Here is an 18,240-nt window from a genome sequence, read left to right on the forward strand (position 1 = left end):
TCTTTATACAGCGAGGCTTTTTTTAGTGTTCATTAGGATCATTTTCTGCATCTTCATGAGTTGGGTGAATAGTTCCTTCAACATGATCAGGACCCGCATAAATGGTATATAATCTTAATGGTTTGTCACCAGTATTTTTAATATTGTGCCACATATCTGCTGGAACCAATACGGCTTCATCTTCAGAAACAACTTGTTCAAAATTTAAGTCATCTTCAGAAGGTCCCATTTGGCATAGCCCTTGTCCTTCTTCGATGCGAATAAATTGATCAATTCCATGATGAACTTCTAGGCCAATATCATCGTTTGGTTGAATAGTCATGACGGTTACTTGTAATTTAGCACCTGTCCATATCGTTGTACGGTAGTTATCATTTTGCACTGTAGCATCTTCAATATTTACAACATAAGGTTTTTTGCCATGATCTTTAAAATCAATACTCATTATCCTAATCACTCCATTTCATAATAGTTGTTTAATTGTATTAATTACAATCTAACTATAGCAAATTATCATTTGGAAAACAAGTATCAGTGCCTTAAAGTTAGTAAACGTTCACTAAATAATATAGAATCAAGTTATAAAGGAGTGGTTGGATTTGGTGCAAGTATTAACTAAGTTGAAAGATCAAACGAACTTTACAAATACAGAAATGAGGATAGCCGATTATATTATCCAGAATATCACCAAGATCCCTACAATATATATTGAGGATCTGGCAAAATTAACGTATACTTCTCATTCGACGATCATCCGTCTCTGTAAGAAAATGGGCTATGATGGATTCAGAAGTTTTAAGGACGCTGTTTCAGGAGTAGTTTACAGCCAACTGCATTTGCCTAGTGAAGTGGATGCCAATTTCCCTTTTAAACCAGAAGATTTGACTATGGATATTGCTAAGAATATCGCTAATTTAACGATTGATACGATAAAAAAAACATTGAATCAATTCGATGAAGAGCTGCTGCAATCAGTGGCAGAAATACTGTTCAAAGCTAAGCACATTTTTCTGTTTTCGCGTGGTGATTCACAAGTACGAGCAAGAAGTTTTCAAAATAAGTTAGTCAAGATCAATCGATTTGCTATTATTTCTGAAGAATATGCCGATGAGGCCTGGAATGCTTCTAACCTTACTCCACAAGACTGTGCTCTGTTTCTATCTTATAGTGGAACTAGCCCACAATATAAACGTATGTTACAACATTTTTCTAACAAAAAAATCCCGACTATTTTGATAACGGGAAATACAGAATCTGATTTGATAAATTTAGCTGCCAAAACGATAGTGGTAGTCCAAGAAGAATATGATTTTGTAAAGGTAGGGACTTTTGCGTCACAAGTTGCTTTTCAATATGTATTAGACACGTTGTATTCTATTTTATATGCAAAAGAATATAGAACAAATGTGGAAAACTTAAAAGAAAAACAGTCACTCATTCAAAATGGAATTTTGTCAGAAGAACTTTGACCCGTCCATACATTGAAAAAGCGCCTGTTTTTCACTTTAAAAATTTAGCCTAATGATATACCTGCAGTTTCTAATCCTTTATCTACAATAGACATGACTAGTTCACTGTGATCCAAGTGTTTTGTCATAGTTTCAAAGTCAGATTCTCTAATGATTCTTTCAAATTCAATGAATTCCTCATACATCCGATGTGTATGAACTTTAAAATCAAATAGTTCACTCTTATGTTGATTGTCTATTACAGTAAAGCTGTCTATAGCATTAGTAGGCCCTTCAATAATGACAGCACCTTTATTGCCTTGGATAATGGTTCGTATCGGAGCTGTAGAATCTTTAGCACCTATACAGACTACTTTTTTATCCCCATAATCAAGACTCAAGATGCCAGAAGTATCAATTCCGTTTTCAACATTTGCCAAATAGTTTGCTTTTTGTGGCTCCCCAAAAATACCCGTTACAAAATGAATGTTGTAAATATTAATATCCATTAAAGCTCCGCCACCCATTTTAGGATTGAAAGCCGGTAACACTTCGCCTTTTTTGAAGGCATCATACCTTGATGAATATTGTGAATAATTACATTCAATAATTTTAATATCCCCAATAGTACTTATGGCTTCTTTTATCTTTTTATAATTGGTTAAGTATTGATTGGTGATAGCTTCTAACAACATGACTTTGTTTGCTGAAGCTAGTTCTCTCAGTTCTTTCATTTCGGCTAAGTTCAAGGTAAAGGGTTTCTCACAAATAACATTTTTTTTACTCAGGATGGCCTGCTTAGCAAAAGAAAAATGCAAATGATTGGGCAATGCGATATAAACAGTATCGATATTCTGATCGTTTAAACAATCAGAATAATTAGTTGAGACTTGACGAATGCCGTATTTGTCTTTTAAAAGCTTCATTTTCTCAATACTTCTATCGGTTCCTACAATTGCCTCTAATTGAATCCCTGGAACATCACGGACCATAGTCAAAAAATCATTTACGATCATTCCAGAACCTATAATGGCGAGTTTCATTATAAACCTTCTTTCTTAGTTGAGTGATTCTTGATTTTTTAAATGAATGGATAAGTTAGTATTTAATACTTTGAATACCTTCTTCAAGTATCTCTAGTTGACGAATCGTTTCTTCATCTTTCACTGTTTTATCTTTTCCCTTTATAATAGCCTCGTATAATCCTTCATAAACACGACTGTAGTCCCCAGTTTCTGAAATGACTTTTTCTTCATGATAAAGGTCATCAGCATCCATATAAGTCACAGTACCATAATGATCTGGGGTATCTATACCAAAATCAGCATGAGTCGGCATATAGAATAATTTTAGGTGTTCTTCCTGTCTATCTTTATCGTGCTTGATGAACATGCCTTTCTTACCATACAGAACAAAGCTTGGTCGCGGTTTTATTCTGAAGTAGCTTGATTTAACAGAAACCTTTATTTTTGAATAGTAAAAGTCCAAGTCAAAGTAATCATTCATTCGATCAGGACCCAATAATTGTCTTACATCATAATGGATGGAATCTGGATCTCCGAAGTAGGAAAGAACTTGATCGATTGTATGGCACCCATGTCCATATAAATAGCTTGAAGCTGCTGAAAATTCTGTGCTGTTTTCTGGAACTTCTGGTCTAAAATAATCATAATGCATTTCAACTTCTAGCAATTCACCTATAACGCCGCTTTCGATAATCTTTTGAGCGGTCAGAAAATCTGAATCGTAGCGTCTGTTTTGGTAGCATTGAACGAGTAAATTTTTTGATTTTGCTAACTCAAATAGTTCTCTTGCTTCTTCAGCAGTTTCGGTAAAAGGTTTTTCCACTAGTGTGTTTTTTCCATTTTCTAGTGATAATTTTGCAAATTCAAAATGTAATGAACTTGGAAGACAAATTGCCACTAATTGAATTTCCGGATCATTCCAAATATCTTCTAAATTCGTTGTGTAGTGGACTCCAGGAACCTTATCCCATGAGCTGTTTTCATGACGAGAATAGATCGTCTTCACTTTAACGTTCTCTGTTTTTAATGAGAAAGGTAAATGATAGCGATTCGTACTTTTTCCGTTGCCGATATAAGCCATTGTTAACATAAAAAAACCTCCTATAGTATCTGATAATTAGATTATATATGAAAATGATTGAGAGAAGCGGTTACTCATCCATTAAGGTTCTCATGTTCTTTTTCTTCCAAATAAAAAGGTATATCCTGAACATTATGTTCATAGATGACCTTCATAAAAAGTTTACAGTGTACTTCAAGAATTAAAATAGTAATATAAAACAAAGGTTTAGAAGAATTTTGAATGGAATATAAAATAGAAATTATATTGATTGCTGTTGGGAGGTAGTTGATATGGAAAAAATTATTAGGATTTTTCTAATTTTAGGATTAATAATTACAAATATTTTTAGCTATCAATCAAGACAATCAAGAAGTTACAAGATAATTGAACATAAGATTGGAATCAGTATTAAAACCCATAAAAGAAGATGTAAGCAATTTTTTAAAATTCAAAATGAAAGTGTGTTTATATGAAATCAAATCGCTTGTTTCAAATGGTCTATTTATTAATGAGTAATGAAAAGCTGTCAGCGAAAATGTTAGCCGATAAATTAGAAGTTTCAGTAAGGACTGTTTATCGCTATATTGATAATCTGTCAGAAGCCGGTATCCCAATTTATGCTAGTCAAGGGAGGAATGGCGGGATTTCTTTGTTGCCCCAGTTTAGAATAAACAACACCTTAGTTTCAGAGGACGAGCAGATAGACATATTATCCTCATTGCAAAGTTTAGTAGGAGTTGGGCAAAGCGATCAAGAAACGTTGGATAAACTATCCGCAATTTTTCAAAAAAAACCTATTTCTTGGATTGCAATTGATCCTACGAATTGGAGTAATAGTCAAGAACAAAGGTCGACATTAGCTTTGATAAAGCAAGCCATTTTCCAATCTGAATTACTTGCTTTTAACTATCTGAACTCTAAAAATGAAGAACTATCAAGAAAAGTCTATCCCTACCAGGTGATATTTAAAGATAAGGCATGGTACCTGAAGGGGTACTCCGTTGAAAGAAAAGATTGGCGGTTATTTAAATTAAATAGAATGCACGAGACTGCAATAGTTTCTACAGAATCCAAGTCCCAACGGACCATTGCTCCCGTAACTGCACAACAGGATGATAAAAAAACAGCTGAGTCAATATCCCTAACGTTAAAAATTCATACTAAGATGCGGTATCGCTTATTTGAAGAATTTACGCAAGAACAAATCAGCAAGATCGATGACAACTATTATCTTGTCAATTGTTTAGTCGATGACGGCGAATGGCTAGAGGGCTATTTGCTTTCATTCGGGCAAGATTTGCAAGTGTTGTCGCCGAATATAATCCAACAACGATTAAAAAAAGAATTAAAAAATATGCTTGAATATTATTAAAACATGACAGACTATTGTCATGTTTTTCTTTGTATACTTCAATTATTAAGAAAGGAAGTGTCGGGATGGGAGAACAATTGCCAGAGGTTATATTAAACTATATTGAAGCTAGTAATAATTATGACGAGAATGGATATGCCGACTGTTTTGCTGAAAATGGTGTCATCGATGAACAGTCAGTCGGCAGGGAGTTTGAAGGTAAGGAAGAAATCAAAGAGTACTTCAGAGATTATTTTATTGATTACAAGACTAGTACGAAAATCAAAAAATATCAGATTGAAGACAATGTGGTCACTGTAATGGTTATGTTTAAAGGTATTTTTCCTAATGGAGATCAAGGGATTTCAGGATATTATCAGTTCATTCTGTCACCGACAGGAAAAATTGAAAAGCTGATCGCTGATCTTAAATAGAATAGAGACAGCAGAATACAAGCTATGTACAAACTGCCTCCAGAACAAGTCTCTTTCGCTGCGGTTCTTTGGAAGTAAATTAACAATAAAGGAGAAAACAAGATGGATATCAATGAATTAATACAACGTTCTAATGAGGTTAGAGAGCAATATCATCGAATTGAGGAAGCAACACAGGGGAAAAAATGGACGATCGAACAAGATACACTAGCATTTTTGACCGACGCTGGTTTAGTAGGCCGGTTGATCATGGATAAAACAGGCAGTTGGCCGACTGGAGAAGATAACGAGAAATTATTGGAACACAAAATCGGAGAAAATATTTGGTGGCTTACAATTCTTGCTGATCAAGCGAATATTAATGTTGAACAAGTCTTAGATACTTTTTTGACAGAAACCCAAAAAAGATTATCAAATTAATAAGGGGACTTTTAAATGGCAGAGATTAAATCAACTGAACACTATTCGGCAACAAACACTCCAGAGATTGTCCATACAGAAGCTGTCCACTATTTATCAGTTCTTGGGAAAGGTGCTCCAGGAAGCGCTGAGTTCTATCGAAAGAAAACCTTGGTTGCAGACTTATTAAAAGTTTTAGATGCACAGATAGGTTTTCCAATTATAGAAGTTCAATATTGGTATCCAAAAGGCGCTGAATCAGTAAATATTGCTGATTTCTATACTGCTAATCCGTTATCATTGCTGGAATATCGTATCCTGACAAAAACGTCCCAACTTTTAACAAAGGAAAAAATTGAAGAGATCGTTTCTGCTAGTTCGAGTTCATATAAGACGTCTTCTGATATCGATATCCTTGAACCTTTTTCAATTCCAGCCCAAACAGTCATCCAAGTCATGCATCACGGCCCTTTTGCAGATGAATTCAGCACTCTCGCTGATTTAGAGCAGTATGCTGAACAAAATGGAGTAAGACGCAGCGGTCCTCATCTTGAAATTCATCTTGACTCATTTACAGCAAAAACACCTCAAGATAATCTGCGTACAATTCTTCGTGATCCTGTTCGCAATATATGAAAAGCAGCTAATATAATGCAAGTACCCCTAAAGTTAAATTAAAGGCTAACTTTAGGGGTACTTTTATAAATAAAATACGAGAAAGAATTTAACAGTGCGTAGTTGAGTCATACTCATCTGGAGCAACAGCCATGATTAATGATCTGTTTTCCTATTTGAAAGGTTAAAGTTCAGTATGTTCTAAAATAATATTCTCATTAAATTGTGTTTTTCGGCGATCAATATGTTCTTCGCCCCAAGTACATAATAATTCTAAAACAGGTTCCAAAGAGCGGCCGTAAGTGCTTAAAGAATATTCGACTTTAGGTGGAACTTGTTCATAAACGGTGCGATCGATCACTCCAGAATCTTCTAACTCACGTAATTGTTGAGTCAACATTTTTTGGGTAATTGTGGGCATGAGGCGTTTTAACTCAGAAGGACGTCTAGTATTATGCTTTAAATGACACAGAATAATTGGTTTCCATTTTCCACCAATTACTTCAATGGTAGCTTCAACACCAATACCATAAACAATCGCTGGTTTCATTTTATTCTATTTCTCTCCTTTTTTATAGGTACTTTTTAGTTCCTATAGCACAAAAAAGTACCTACTTTCCATTAAGTTATATAGGGTCTATAATAACGACATGTTAGGCAAATGTAAATACAAAATTGGAGGAATATTTATGAAAATGCAAGAAATGGTCACTTTGAATAACGGAGTTGAGATGCCGACTTTAGGATTAGGTGTTTTTCGGGTGGAAGATTATCAAGAATTAGTTGAGGCAATTAAAACGGCTATTGTTGCAGGTTACAGAAGTATTGATACAGCAAGTATTTATGGCAATGAAGAAGCAGTAGGTGAAGGTATTCGTCAAGGGATCGCTGCAGCGGGAATTAGCCGTGAAGATTTGTTTATCACTTCTAAAATTTGGAATGAAGATATACGTAGTGAAAAAGTAATAGAAGCTTACGAAACAAGTTTAACTAAAATAGGCGTTGATTATTTGGATTTATATCTGATTCATTGGCCAGTTGCAGAACACTATGTTGCTGCATGGCAAGAAATGGAAAAAATTTATGCCGCTAAAAAGGTTCGTAGTATTGGGGTAAGTAATTTTCAAGTTCATCATTTAGAAGAATTGGCGAAACACAGTACTGTGACTCCGGTTATTAACCAAGTGGAGTACCATCCATTGTTAACTCAAGGGGAACTAAAGGGTTATTTAACAAAAAAACATATTCAAATGGAAGCTTGGTCTCCTTTGATGAATGGGGAAATTTTACAAAACGATTTAATTTTAGCATTGAGCCAAAAATATGGGAAGTCAGCTGCCCAAATTATTTTACGTTGGGATCTACAAAATGGTGTCATCACAATTCCTAAATCAACCAATAGAGGTCGTTTACTTGAAAATAGAGATATCTTTGATTTTGCTTTAACTGAAGAAGAAGTTGCAAGTATTACAGCACTAAACCAAAATCGTCGAATTGGACCAGACCCAGATAATTTTGAATTTTAGAAAGGAAGAGTAGACTATGAAAATGCAAATGACTGGATTAACCGCTCTTGTAACCGGATCGACTAAGGGGATCGGAAAAGCCATCGCTCTAGAGTTAGCCAGTGAAGGTGTAAATGTGATTATTAACGGTCGTAGTGAGGCAGGGGTTGAGGCAGTAATCGATGAAATTCAAACAAAGTTCCCTACCACTCATCCTCAAAGTGCAGTTTACGATCTAAGCCAGAAAAAAGAAATCAATCAATTGATGGAGAAATTTCCGCAAGTGGATCTGTTGATCAACAATTTAGGTATTTTTAAACCAACGAATTATTATGAGATTGATGATGAGGAATGGTTGCGTTTTTTCAAAACGAATGTACTGATCAGCAATACTTTAGCGAAACACTATTTGCCGCATATGATCAAAGCTGATTTTGGACGGATCGTTTTTATTGCCAGTGAAGAAGCGTTAATGCCTTCTGGGGAAATGGCTCATTATAGTATGACTAAAACCATGCAGCTTTCTCTAGCCAAAACCCTAGCCACCCAAACCAAAGGAACACAGGTTACAGTCAATACTGTTTTACCTGGACCGACTTTAACTGAAGGAGTGAGCGGGATGTTAGAAGAACTTTATGGAAAAGAAAACATAAGCTTTGAAGAACAAGAACGTCGCTTCATGGCGGAACATCGCAGTGCTTCTTTAATTCAACGATTTATTCCGGCAGAAGAATTAGGTCGCTTAGTTACTTTTGTTTGTAGTCCTCTAGCAAGTAGTTTTAGTGGTTCGGTTATTCGAGCAGATGGCGGAATGGTACCCACTATATTTTAGAAAACGAACAAGGAGCAGCTCGTTTAAGAGAAATAAATACAAGTTATGATAACAAGAGAGGTTGACAGATGATTCAATCATCTGTCAACCTCTAACTTTTTTATTGCCCAATTGACCCCAATAAAGTGTTTTTGTTGTTGGATGCTAATAGAACCAGCTAAATAAGCAAATTTTTTCTGGAAATAGTCACCCTTTGCGTAAGTATGAGAGTTTTTCATTTTTTTCCAAAAAAATAAAAAGCCGGAATATTTTTGATCTATCTTCCTATAAGTAATGTAAGCGATTATAATTCAAAGTAGAAAGATAAAACTGAGGACTGAAGGTGCTGCTTTATGAAGATTAAGTTTTTCTTAGCCAGTGTAACTCTTATGCTTATATTAAGTGGTTGTTCAACCATATCCCAATCTAAAGCTGAAGAATTGATCAGAGAAGAATACAGAAATCATTTAGGAGACACCACTATTATTTCTACAGAAGAGGACGCTGACGGCTATATTATCGAATGAGAAAATAAAAATAATAAACATCATGGCACCAGTAAAGTTTCGAATGATGGAGAGATCACCATTATTTATTTATGCTGAAATCGAATAGAATTTGATACTAAAGATTAAATAGGCTAGTCAGCCGGAGCAAAATCAGAAAAAAAGCGAGAATACATCGTTCTCGTTTTTTTGCGTTCCCTTATGTATGAATGATTTGGAAAAAGGGAACGCAAAATTTAGTTACGTTACCTTTATGGTGAGATTGCCACAAAAAAGGAACGCAAAACTAATTTGCGTTCCTTTTCGGGCGTAAAATTTGTCAAAAGGGCACGCAAATTGATTTTCGATACTTCAACTACAGCTTCTCTTGTGTTTCCTTCGTAATATCCATCATAGATTGAAAAAACTGAGTGACTTGCGGTTCGAATTGCGGGTCTTTTAAACGACTAATATTTTTCTCGATGACCGCTTGTTCGCGGCTAGCATCTAGTACCGGTAAATCATGTTCTTTTTTATACTCACCAACTTTTAAAACTGTGTTCAAACGTAATTCAAACAAACGAGTCAACTCTTGATCAATTGCATCAATGTCTTTGCGATATTGTTCTAGTTCACTCATTCGATTGTCCTCCCAGCATCAAGTCCATCAAACCGATAGCGGTAACTGCTTCTAAGACTGGCAATACACGCGGTACGATACAAGGATCGTGGCGACCTTCGACTTCCAGTTCGGTTTCAGTACCTTCTTGGATGTTGATCGTTTGCTGTTTTTTCTTGATGGAAGCAGGTGGTTTTACAGCAGCTCGAAAGACGACCGGCATCCCGTATGTAATTCCGCCGATGATTCCGCCATTGTTGTTGGTACGCGTTTTGATCTGACCTTGTTCGTCATAGTAGTATTCGTCGTTGGCTTCGGATCCGCGCATTTTAGTGATGTCGAACCCTGTACCAAATTCAATCCCTTTGATCGCTGGAACGGCAAAGACTAGATGAGCCAATTGAGATTCAACCGAGTCAAAGAATGGATTTCCATACCCGGCATCTAATCCCAGGACAAACGTCTCAACAACGCCGCCTACAGAATCGCCATCTTCTTTTGCTTCCAAGATTAAATCAGTCATCTCGGCTTCTTTTTCAGCATCAAAAAGGGGAAGTTGCTGCTCTTTTAACTGCTTGATTTGTTCCAAAGTGACGTTTTTTTGAGTTTCAAAAGGCGTGTCTTCGATCGTTCCAATGGATTGAATGTGAGCACCAATCGTGACGCCTTTTTGTTTCAACCATTGTTGGCAAATAGCCCCTGCAAATACTAATGGAGCAGTAATCCGTCCTGAGAAGTGGCCGCTGCCTCGATGGTCGTTGTACCCATTATAACGGACACGTCCAGGGTAATCGGCTTGTCCTGGACGCATGACATTTTTCAGCACACTGTAATCTTTTGAGCGTGTATTGGTGTTCCAGATGATAGCTGTCAATGGTGCACCAGTTGTTTTACCATCTAAAAGTCCGCTTAAGATCTCTGGATGGTCTTTTTCTTTTCTTGGTGTGGTCAATGCATTTTTTCCCGGTGCTCTACGCGCCATTTCAATTAAGACTTGTTCCATATCCAATTCCAAACCTGGCGGCAGGCCATTGATAGTGATTCCGATAGCGACACCATGTGATTCTCCAAATAATGAAAGTTGTAAATTGTTACCCCATATTCCGCTCATGAATTTCTCCTCCTAGTTGCTGAAATATTTCCCAAAAATCAGGATAAGACTTTTTGACACAGTCGCTGTCTTTTACGTGAATCGGATCAAGGCAGACAGTTGAAGCAATAGCCAACATCATAGCCATGCGATGGTCCTTATGGCTCCAAACATCTTGACCGCCTGCTAATTGAGAAACTCCTTCAATCAACAGTGAATCTTCTATGATCTCAATTCGTGCTCCTAAAGCAGCTAACTCTTTTTGAGTAGCAACTAAACGATCGCTTTCTTTGATTCGCAATCGTTCCAGATTGGTAATCGTTGTTTTGCCTTTACTTAATGAAGCAACTAAAGCAACAACTGGAATGATATCCGGTATTTGGGCTCCGTCGATGATGTGTTCGCTCTCATCAGATCCGGTGCTCAATGTATTTAAAACATCTATAATAGCACGATCTCCTTGTAGAGAAGAGGAATCTAAACCTGTTACGGAAAGAGTATTTCCTAGTGCATTTGCACTCAGCCAGAATGCCGCTTGCGAATAATCTCCTTCTACTTCGTATTGACGGGCTGTATAAGCCTGATTGCCTTTAATCCGGAATTCTTGTCCATTTTCATCTTGTTTGACAACAATGCCAAATGATCTCAACACAGAAAGGGTCAAATCGATGTAGCCTTTTGATTCCAAATGAGTCGTGATTTTCAAGACAGAGTCTCCATATAGTAAGGGCAAAGTCAGCAGCATGCCGGTAATGAATTGCGAGCTGATATCGCCGCGCATTTCATATATTCCAGGAGTTAGTGGTCCTTTGACGGATAAGTGCAAGTTTTTTGAATCAGCCAAATGGTAAGGGAGAGATTGATTTGCAAATAGTTCTTGATAAGGTTCAAGTGGACGTTTGCCTAATTGTCCTTTACCGACAAAATGGGTTTCCCCGGCAAATAATGTCGCTAAGGGAATTAAAAAGCGCAGTGTAGAGCCTGACTCATTGCAATCGATCGTGCGACTCTGGGAAGCTGTACCAAAACCTGCTCCATCAATAGTCAATGTCTGATGGTCATAGGAAATGACTGCTCCAAACGAGCGCATGCCTTCAATAGTAGCAATGATGTCATCTGATAGCTGGATATTCTTGATCGTGCTGCGGCCTGATGCCAAACTGGCACAAATCACTGCGCGATGAGCCATACTTTTAGAGGGTGGGACAGTGACTGCTCCAGTTAGTTTTTTAGGAGTCAATGTTAAGTTCGTCATGCTGTTTTCCCTCCAGTTTTTAAAGAATCAAAGAATGAAAGAGCTGTTTGGTGCCTTTGGGCAGAGCCGATGTCAGCTAAAACGATCACCGTCAAATGTCCCTCGATATTTTTTTTGTCTTTAGTGATGTAAGGCAATAATCTAGGGTAATCCTCAAGAGACGCCAGTTGTGTAGGTAAATGATGCTGCTGTAGGAGCGCTACTAGTCTATCAGTGGTTCCTGCTTTAGTCAGCTGCTGTTTTTCTGCGATTCTTGATATCGCAACCATACCAATAGCAACGCCTTGGCCATGAGTGTGTTTTTCATAATGGTAGTACGTTTCTATCGCATGCCCCAATGTGTGCCCGAAGTTCAGCAGCATACGCTCACCCACATCTTTTTCGTCTGCTTGCACAACCATTTGCTTGATCGTGCAGCAAGTTTCAATGATCCACTCAATGTGCTGCATGACTTCTGTCCGTGAAGAGAGCTCCATGAGACGATCAAATAGATCCAGGTCTCTGATGCAGCCATATTTAATCACTTCAGCCATTCCATCAGCAAAGGCAGAATCAGTCAATGTCTCCAGCACTAAAGGATCGATCAAAACAAGAATCGGGTGGTAAAAAGCACCGACTAAGTTCTTTCCCTCAGGCAAATCGACGCCCACTTTTCCTCCGACACTGCTGTCAACTTGAGCGAGCAGCGTGGTAGGGATCTGGATATAAGAGATGCCACGTAAGTAAGACGAAGCTGCGAAACCAGTTATGTCGCCAATCACACCGCCCCCCAAAGCAACGATCAAGTCGCTTCGGGTCAAACCAAACTCTGCTAAGGCGCTGTAAATCATGGGCATGGAGTCAAAGGTCTTGGTCTGTTCTCCGGGAGGCAAAACAATACACTGCACTTCAAATCCCGCTGCTTCCAGGTCTTTGACGACAGATGTACCGTAATGTTTATAAACGTTCTCATCTGTGACAATGGCGATTTTAGCCCCAGTAAAGACTTTTGAGACTTCATGACTGATGCTGTTGAGTAATCCTTTTTCAATTTTTAACTCATAAGTTACTTCCTGTGAGGGAAGTTTAACGGTCAGTACAGACATATCTTATCCCTCATCTTCTTAGTTTGTTAGAATAGTTGATGCTTCTTGTATCGAACGTCCTTCGAGATCAGCCAGCTTGCGAGCTTTTTCCATCAGTCCAGCAAATTCATCTGGTGTCAGACATTGTTCGCCGTCGCTCCAAGCATTGGCTGGGTCGTTGTGGACTTCGATCATCAATCCGTCTGCTCCGGCGACGATACCTGATTTAGCCCCTGCTTCCACCAAGTAAGACATTCCGCCAGCATGGCTCGGATCGACAATGATCGGCAGATGAGAGAGTTCTTTGATGACCGGAACGGCCTGGATATCTAACGTATTGCGTGTGCCAGTTTCGAATGTCCGGATGCCGCGTTCACACAAAATAACATTTTCGTTTCCTTCCGCCATAATGTATTCCGCTGACATCAACCACTCTTTGTAAGTTGCCGACAATCCGCGTTTCAACAGAACCGGTGTCTGCGTGCGGCCAACTTCTTTTAACAAATCAAAATTTTGCATATTGCGGGCACCGATTTGGATGATGTCAACAGAGTCTACAAATTGATCGATCCATTTGGTAGACATCAATTCTGTCACGATAGGCAATCCAGTTTCAGCTTTTGCTGTTTCAAGCATTCTTAAACCTTCCAGTTCAAGCCCTTGGAAACTGTATGGAGACGTTCTGGGTTTGAAGGCACCCCCGCGTAAGAAGTTCGCGCCAGCTTGCTTCAATTGTTTAGCGATTGCGACAATTTGTTCTTCACTTTCTACCGAACACGGTCCAGCAATAATCCCCAATTGATTTCCACCAATCGTTTCATTTCCAACAGTCACGATAGAGTTTTCGGGATGGAATTTTCTGTTTGCACGCTTGTAAGGTTCCTCTACTCGAATCACTTGTTCTACATTCGGAGAAGCTTGCAATTGATGCATTTCGATTCCACTAGTATCGCCGATCAATCCTAAAAAATCGCGTTTGATATCTGTAAAGTGACTCACAGCCACTCCTTTTGCTTCTAATTTAGCTGATAAATCTTTAATCGAGTTTGCATTAGTTCCTTGTTTTAATACGATAATCATAGTCATTCTCCTCTGTATTGTTAGTTTATTTTGTACAAACACCACACCATTACTGGTTCATATCGAGCTTCTATCGTGTAATCTGCTTTCTTTTCTCTTTCAAACACATCCTCACTGATGATTGTGTATTTCAAATTTTTCTTGCAGAAGGCTATCCAAGCTTTGTATTTACTGTCTGCAAATTCAATGGCTGTCTGCTCTTGTTGGGCAGTTAAGTATTTTTTCAAAAAAATCGTGGTGGCCGGATGGATCATCGCTCGGTCTTCCGCATAATATTTATTCTTCACTAAGACCATGGGCTTGGTTTTAAGTTGGAAAACGTCTACCAAATCTACTTTGTCCCAGTAATCATAGTTGAATTCTTTCCAGCCGTAATCTTTTCGAGCGCTTTTGAAAGCTACAGGAAACAACACGTACTGTTCAGAAAGGGAATCAATGCTGTGCAGCAAGCTATCAAAAGACGGATACTCCACAATCCCATCGTCTTGGGATTGCAGTAAAGATTCTGCGACGGCATAACTATCGGTGCTGCTTGGACCTAACGTATGAATAATCATCTATTCTTCCTCCACAAAAATTATTGAAAACGAAAAAACGCCACACCCGATAGTCTTGTGAAAGAGTATCGAATGTAGCGTTGGGTAAGTTCACTAATAAATTGATGTTAGTTTAGTTCGTTGCCCCATTCGATTTCTTTCAAAATCTATAGGGCACCTGTTGTCAGCAGCTTAAAAATCTCTAGCCTCTATAGATGTGTTCCTAAAGAAGCTAAAGAAATAACTATTCAATTGTGGGGCCATTTTAGTTTGAAGTTGTAAGTTCATGTTGGTCTCTCCTCAAATAGTTATTTCAGCTGTTGTTCAACTGTGAGACCAATACTAACAATTAAAAAATGGGTTGTCAACAGATTAATTAAAAAAATATTAAAATGACCTAAGGGGCTGGTAACAGCAGTATGAAATTTACCGTTGTTTTTTAGCGTTCTTTTGTCTATACTTCAAACAATATCAAATTTTGAAAGGAGTTCGTCATGAAATTCTATGGATTATTCGGAGAAAAACTAACACATAGTTTGTCGCCAGATTTGCATCAGCTCATTTATCAAAAAATAGGATTGGATGCTGCGTATAAACTTTTTCCGTTCCCTCCAACACAGTTGCAACATGCGATGGATGGGATTCGAGCGCTGTCCATCAATGGAGTTAATGTTACGATTCCTTATAAAGAAGCCGTTCTCCCATATTTGGATGAGATCGATTCATTTGCTGAGAAATTGGGAGCAGTGAATACGATTGAAAACGTCAGTGGAAGATTGACAGGGCACAACACGGATTATAGCGGATTTGGGCTGATTTTGGACCGCAGAGGTTGGGATGTTAAAAACAAAACAGCTGTCGTTTTAGGGTCCGGAGGTGCATCTAAAACGGTTGAAGCATATTTAATAGATCATGGAATTAAGCACCTGTACATTATTTCTCGGGCTCCTGAGCGATTTGAAAACACAAAAAGGAAGACGTATACCAATTATGAAGAAGCGGGGACACTTGCTGGCGATTTTTTGATCAATACGACTCCTGTTGGGATGTATCCTAACGTCAACGGCACTCCGATAAGTAAAACGATCATCCAACGATTTGATTACCTGATCGACTTAATCTATAACCCTGGCGAAACAACTTTCTTAAGGCTGGGGCGGGAACAGAACAAACAAACTGCTAACGGCTTAGATATGTTGATTGGTCAGGCTGTTCGGGCAGTCGAGATTTGGGAAAAGTGTTCCATTGATGAGCAGGTCACGGAACAATTGATCTCTGAATGGAAAGGACGACAAGGTGAGGGGCTATGAAAACAAATATTGTGTTGATCGGGATGACGGGCAGTGGGAAAACCAGTATTGGAGAACTGCTGAGCCAACAGTTAACTTTACCGTTTAGAGATATGGATTTGTTTATTGAACAAATCACTCTTCAATCCATTCCAGAATTATTTGAAGTGAGTGAAGCTCACTTTAGAGCCATAGAGACGAAAGCTTGTAAAACACTGGCTGCAAAAGAAACTCACACGGTCATTTCATGTGGTGGGGGAGTTGTTCTCCAGCCAGAAAATATACAGGCTCTAAGTGAAACAGGCTGGATCGTATTTATTGATCGGCCGGTTGAACACATTATCGAAGATATCATCATCGGGCACCGGCCTTTATTAAAAGAAGGGGTAAATAAGCTATACCAATTGTATGAAGAACGGATCGATTTGTATCGATCAGCAGCTGACTTCAGAGTAGAAAATCAGACTACTTTGGACGACGTATTAAATCAGATCAAGGAGCAGCTTCCAGAAACGATAGCTTCTGTATGGAAGGAGGGGAGTAAAAAATGAACATTGCGATTGTTGGATTAGGTGTTATTGGCGGATCATTTGCTATGGGGCTTCAAGCGGCCGGGTATAAACAAGTGTACGGAATAGATGTCAATGAATCAACGCTGCAAACTGCGGTAGAACAAGGAATGATCCAAAAAGGATTTGTAAAAGCTGACGGTATTTTACAAGAGATGGATGTCGTTTTGATTTCTCTTTACCCAAGTCAGGTGGCACCTTTTGTCGAACAGCACAAAAACAACTTAAAAAAAGGAGCTATTCTGACTGATGTGACAGGCGTTAAGACAGCGATTATTGAAGAAGTGACTAAAGTACTGCCTTCAACTGTGGATTTTGTTTTTGCGCATCCGATGCGAGGCAGCGAAAAAAAGGGCATCTCTGGAGCAGATCATACGCGTTTCATAGGGGCCAATGTTTTACTTACTCCTACCTCGACAAATAAAGAGGCTTCTTTACATACCATTGAAAAGCTGTACAAGGAGATTGGATTTGCGGAAGTGACAAGGGTTTCTCCGGAACAGCACGATGAACAGATTGCGTACGTCAGTCAATTGATGCATGCTTTATCCGTGGCAGTCGTCAATAGTGCACAGGCTTCAAAAGAAACTCTGACGTTTGCGGGAAATAGTTTTCAAGAACTGACCAGAATTGCGGATATCAACGCTGACTTGTGGAGTGAATTGTTTTTAAACAACCGAACAGCCTTGTTAAAATCGATTGAACAGTTTGAGGTGGAATTGAAGGCTCTGAAACAGACGTTGGAAGGAAATGATGAAGAAGAATTGAAAGAAATCTTCAATAAAGCTGTTCAGCAGCGAAGAGAATGGTATATTGAATGATTCTTTTAATCGAATTTACAGGCTAGGTTGTTGCGCGAAATTTGTGTATGATAAGGGAGAAACTGATTGAGGAGGCGCTTCATGTTACAGCCTAACGTAAATGAAAAAACGAATGCAGAAGGATCTTTTTTTCAGATTTTTGAAGACGAAGATTTTTTGATCGAGAATGTCAATATATCTAAAGAAGTGATTGAACAACAAGCTATTCAGCATCCTGTTATTGAGCGGTGTGTATTTGAACACGTCATATTCGCAGCCAATGATTTCATTGGTATTGAGATCAGTAACTGTATATTTAGAAATTGCGACTTATCTAATTGTGATTTGTCCAAGGGATCGATTCACCGGACACATTTTTTCAATTGCAAAATGGTGGGGACTTTGTTCAGTGAAAATTATATCGGTGATGTTGATTTTCAAGACTGCAAAATGAATTTCGCTAATTTCAGCGACTCGAAAATTAAAGCGGCTCGGTTTGAAGGATGTCTGCTGAATAGCGCTGATTTTATTGAGTGTCTGTTTCAAACAACTGCTTTTTCTCAGTGTGATATCGATCAGGTTAACTTTTCAGGAACTCATTTGAAGAAGATGGACTTGAGCTCGTGTGATTTTAATCAGCTTTCCATCCAATCAGAGAATTTAAAAGGCTGTAAAATCAATTCTCGCCAAGCCAATTATTTCATCCAATCCTTTTTAGGCATTACGGTGGTTGACTAAGTAGAATGGACTGGGCAAATTAAAAACTCATTCCCCATATTGATGATAGTTCATCAAAAAGAGG

Annotated in this window: 23 protein-coding genes; 13 read left to right on the forward strand and 10 right to left on the reverse strand. The window is 38.3% G+C overall.

What is annotated here, in order from left to right:
* Positions 1-22 precede the first annotated feature (22 nt).
* A complete protein-coding gene (locus ACEN4I_RS02980; RefSeq protein WP_188205019.1) occupies positions 23-445 on the reverse strand; it encodes a cupin domain-containing protein in 423 nt (140 codons plus the stop codon).
* 157 nt (positions 446-602) lie between these two features.
* Between ACEN4I_RS02980 and ACEN4I_RS02985 the strand changes: the two genes are divergently transcribed.
* The gene (locus ACEN4I_RS02985; protein ID WP_407097381.1) at positions 603-1,469 is read left to right on the forward strand and encodes a MurR/RpiR family transcriptional regulator; all 867 of its coding nucleotides are present in this window, start codon (positions 603-605) and stop codon (positions 1,467-1,469) included.
* 44 nt (positions 1,470-1,513) lie between these two features.
* Here ACEN4I_RS02985 and ACEN4I_RS02990 read toward each other — a convergent pair whose 3' ends face one another.
* Together ACEN4I_RS02990 and ACEN4I_RS02995 are read right to left on the reverse strand one after the other, a co-directional pair.
* Positions 1,514-2,491, reverse strand: a complete 978-nt coding sequence (locus ACEN4I_RS02990; protein WP_407127509.1) for a Gfo/Idh/MocA family protein — start codon at positions 2,489-2,491, stop codon at positions 1,514-1,516.
* Positions 2,492-2,546: 55 nt separating this feature from the next.
* Positions 2,547-3,563, reverse strand: a complete 1,017-nt coding sequence (locus ACEN4I_RS02995) for a Gfo/Idh/MocA family oxidoreductase (protein WP_407127511.1) — start codon at positions 3,561-3,563, stop codon at positions 2,547-2,549.
* Between the two features lie 263 nt (positions 3,564-3,826).
* Here ACEN4I_RS02995 and ACEN4I_RS03000 point away from each other — a divergent pair, with 263 nt between their 5' ends.
* The 5 genes from ACEN4I_RS03000 (at position 3,827) to ACEN4I_RS03020 (ending at position 6,356) form a co-directional block, all read left to right on the forward strand.
* Positions 3,827-4,009 carry a hypothetical protein gene (locus ACEN4I_RS03000; RefSeq protein WP_407102068.1) on the forward strand — a complete coding sequence of 61 codons (183 nt, stop codon included), beginning with the start codon at positions 3,827-3,829 and terminating at the stop codon, positions 4,007-4,009.
* Complete coding sequence (locus ACEN4I_RS03005; RefSeq protein WP_407126600.1) at positions 4,006-4,908, forward strand: helix-turn-helix transcriptional regulator; 903 nt, start codon at positions 4,006-4,008, stop codon at positions 4,906-4,908. Before ACEN4I_RS03000 ends, ACEN4I_RS03005 begins: the two co-directional genes overlap by 4 nt.
* Before the next feature lie 65 nt (positions 4,909-4,973).
* A complete protein-coding gene (locus tag ACEN4I_RS03010) occupies positions 4,974-5,321 on the forward strand; it encodes a nuclear transport factor 2 family protein (protein ID WP_407102070.1) in 348 nt (115 codons plus the stop codon).
* A 102-nt stretch (positions 5,322-5,423) separates the two neighbouring features.
* Entirely contained in the window at positions 5,424-5,741 is a 318-nt protein-coding gene (locus ACEN4I_RS03015; RefSeq protein ID WP_407102071.1) for a MazG-like protein, read from the forward strand.
* 15 nt (positions 5,742-5,756) lie between these two features.
* Positions 5,757-6,356 (forward strand): GyrI-like domain-containing protein, encoded by a 600-nt coding sequence (locus ACEN4I_RS03020; protein ID WP_407102073.1) that lies wholly within the window; start codon positions 5,757-5,759, stop codon positions 6,354-6,356.
* A 163-nt stretch (positions 6,357-6,519) separates the two neighbouring features.
* Here the strand turns inward: ACEN4I_RS03020 and ACEN4I_RS03025 are convergent, their stop codons facing one another.
* Positions 6,520-6,885: a helix-turn-helix domain-containing protein gene (locus ACEN4I_RS03025; RefSeq protein ID WP_204211935.1), complete on the reverse strand. Its 366-nt coding sequence runs from the start codon at positions 6,883-6,885 to the stop codon at positions 6,520-6,522.
* A gap of 139 nt (positions 6,886-7,024) precedes the next feature.
* On the opposite strand from ACEN4I_RS03025, the gene ACEN4I_RS03030 reads away from it, so the two are divergent.
* The 3 genes from ACEN4I_RS03030 to ACEN4I_RS03040 all read left to right on the forward strand — a co-directional run bounded on the left by ACEN4I_RS03030 (position 7,025) and on the right by ACEN4I_RS03040 (position 9,178).
* Entirely contained in the window at positions 7,025-7,861 is an 837-nt protein-coding gene (locus ACEN4I_RS03030) for an aldo/keto reductase (RefSeq protein ID WP_407102074.1), read from the forward strand.
* 16 nt (positions 7,862-7,877) lie between these two features.
* Complete coding sequence (locus ACEN4I_RS03035) at positions 7,878-8,672, forward strand: SDR family NAD(P)-dependent oxidoreductase (RefSeq protein WP_407102075.1); 795 nt, start codon at positions 7,878-7,880, stop codon at positions 8,670-8,672.
* A 332-nt stretch (positions 8,673-9,004) separates the two neighbouring features.
* Positions 9,005-9,178, forward strand: a complete 174-nt coding sequence (locus ACEN4I_RS03040) for a hypothetical protein (protein WP_407096629.1) — start codon at positions 9,005-9,007, stop codon at positions 9,176-9,178.
* Positions 9,179-9,512: 334 nt separating this feature from the next.
* Here ACEN4I_RS03040 and ACEN4I_RS03045 read toward each other — a convergent pair whose 3' ends face one another.
* The 6 genes from ACEN4I_RS03045 to ACEN4I_RS03070 are packed head-to-tail and all read right to left on the reverse strand — an operon-like array spanning position 9,513 to position 14,801.
* Entirely contained in the window at positions 9,513-9,776 is a 264-nt protein-coding gene (locus ACEN4I_RS03045) for a chorismate mutase (RefSeq protein ID WP_204211916.1), read from the reverse strand.
* On the reverse strand, positions 9,769-10,866 hold the full coding sequence (gene aroC / locus ACEN4I_RS03050) for a chorismate synthase (RefSeq protein ID WP_407102076.1): 1,098 nt from the start codon (positions 10,864-10,866) through the stop codon (positions 9,769-9,771). The genes ACEN4I_RS03045 and aroC overlap by 8 nt, the downstream gene beginning before the upstream one ends.
* Complete coding sequence (aroA, locus tag ACEN4I_RS03055; protein ID WP_407102077.1) at positions 10,847-12,100, reverse strand: 3-phosphoshikimate 1-carboxyvinyltransferase; 1,254 nt, start codon at positions 12,098-12,100, stop codon at positions 10,847-10,849. Before aroA ends, aroC begins: the two co-directional genes overlap by 20 nt.
* Positions 12,097-13,185, reverse strand: a complete 1,089-nt coding sequence (gene aroB / locus ACEN4I_RS03060) for a 3-dehydroquinate synthase (protein ID WP_407102079.1) — start codon at positions 13,183-13,185, stop codon at positions 12,097-12,099. Before aroB ends, aroA begins: the two co-directional genes overlap by 4 nt.
* An 18-nt stretch (positions 13,186-13,203) precedes the next feature.
* Positions 13,204-14,244 carry a 3-deoxy-7-phosphoheptulonate synthase gene (gene aroF / locus ACEN4I_RS03065; protein WP_407102081.1) on the reverse strand — a complete coding sequence of 347 codons (1,041 nt, stop codon included), beginning with the start codon at positions 14,242-14,244 and terminating at the stop codon, positions 13,204-13,206.
* A gap of 20 nt (positions 14,245-14,264) precedes the next feature.
* Positions 14,265-14,801 carry a hypothetical protein gene (locus ACEN4I_RS03070; protein ID WP_407096623.1) on the reverse strand — a complete coding sequence of 179 codons (537 nt, stop codon included), beginning with the start codon at positions 14,799-14,801 and terminating at the stop codon, positions 14,265-14,267.
* Positions 14,802-15,274: 473 nt separating this feature from the next.
* Here ACEN4I_RS03070 and aroE point away from each other — a divergent pair, with 473 nt between their 5' ends.
* The 4 genes from aroE (at position 15,275) to ACEN4I_RS03090 (ending at position 18,176) form a co-directional block, all read left to right on the forward strand.
* Positions 15,275-16,090, forward strand: coding sequence for a shikimate dehydrogenase (gene aroE / locus ACEN4I_RS03075; RefSeq protein ID WP_407096622.1), 816 nt, complete (start codon positions 15,275-15,277; stop codon positions 16,088-16,090).
* Positions 16,087-16,620, forward strand: coding sequence for a shikimate kinase (locus ACEN4I_RS03080; RefSeq protein WP_079650605.1), 534 nt, complete (start codon positions 16,087-16,089; stop codon positions 16,618-16,620). The genes aroE and ACEN4I_RS03080 overlap by 4 nt, the downstream gene beginning before the upstream one ends.
* The gene (locus ACEN4I_RS03085) at positions 16,617-17,459 is read left to right on the forward strand and encodes a prephenate dehydrogenase (protein ID WP_407102082.1); all 843 of its coding nucleotides are present in this window, start codon (positions 16,617-16,619) and stop codon (positions 17,457-17,459) included. The genes ACEN4I_RS03080 and ACEN4I_RS03085 overlap by 4 nt, the downstream gene beginning before the upstream one ends.
* An 81-nt stretch (positions 17,460-17,540) precedes the next feature.
* Positions 17,541-18,176 (forward strand): pentapeptide repeat-containing protein, encoded by a 636-nt coding sequence (locus tag ACEN4I_RS03090; protein WP_407096620.1) that lies wholly within the window; start codon positions 17,541-17,543, stop codon positions 18,174-18,176.
* The last annotated feature ends 64 nt before the right edge of the window (positions 18,177-18,240 follow it).

The organism is Desemzia sp. FAM 23990 (genome assembly GCF_045528485.1).
Classification (GTDB): domain Bacteria; phylum Bacillota; class Bacilli; order Lactobacillales; family Carnobacteriaceae; genus Desemzia.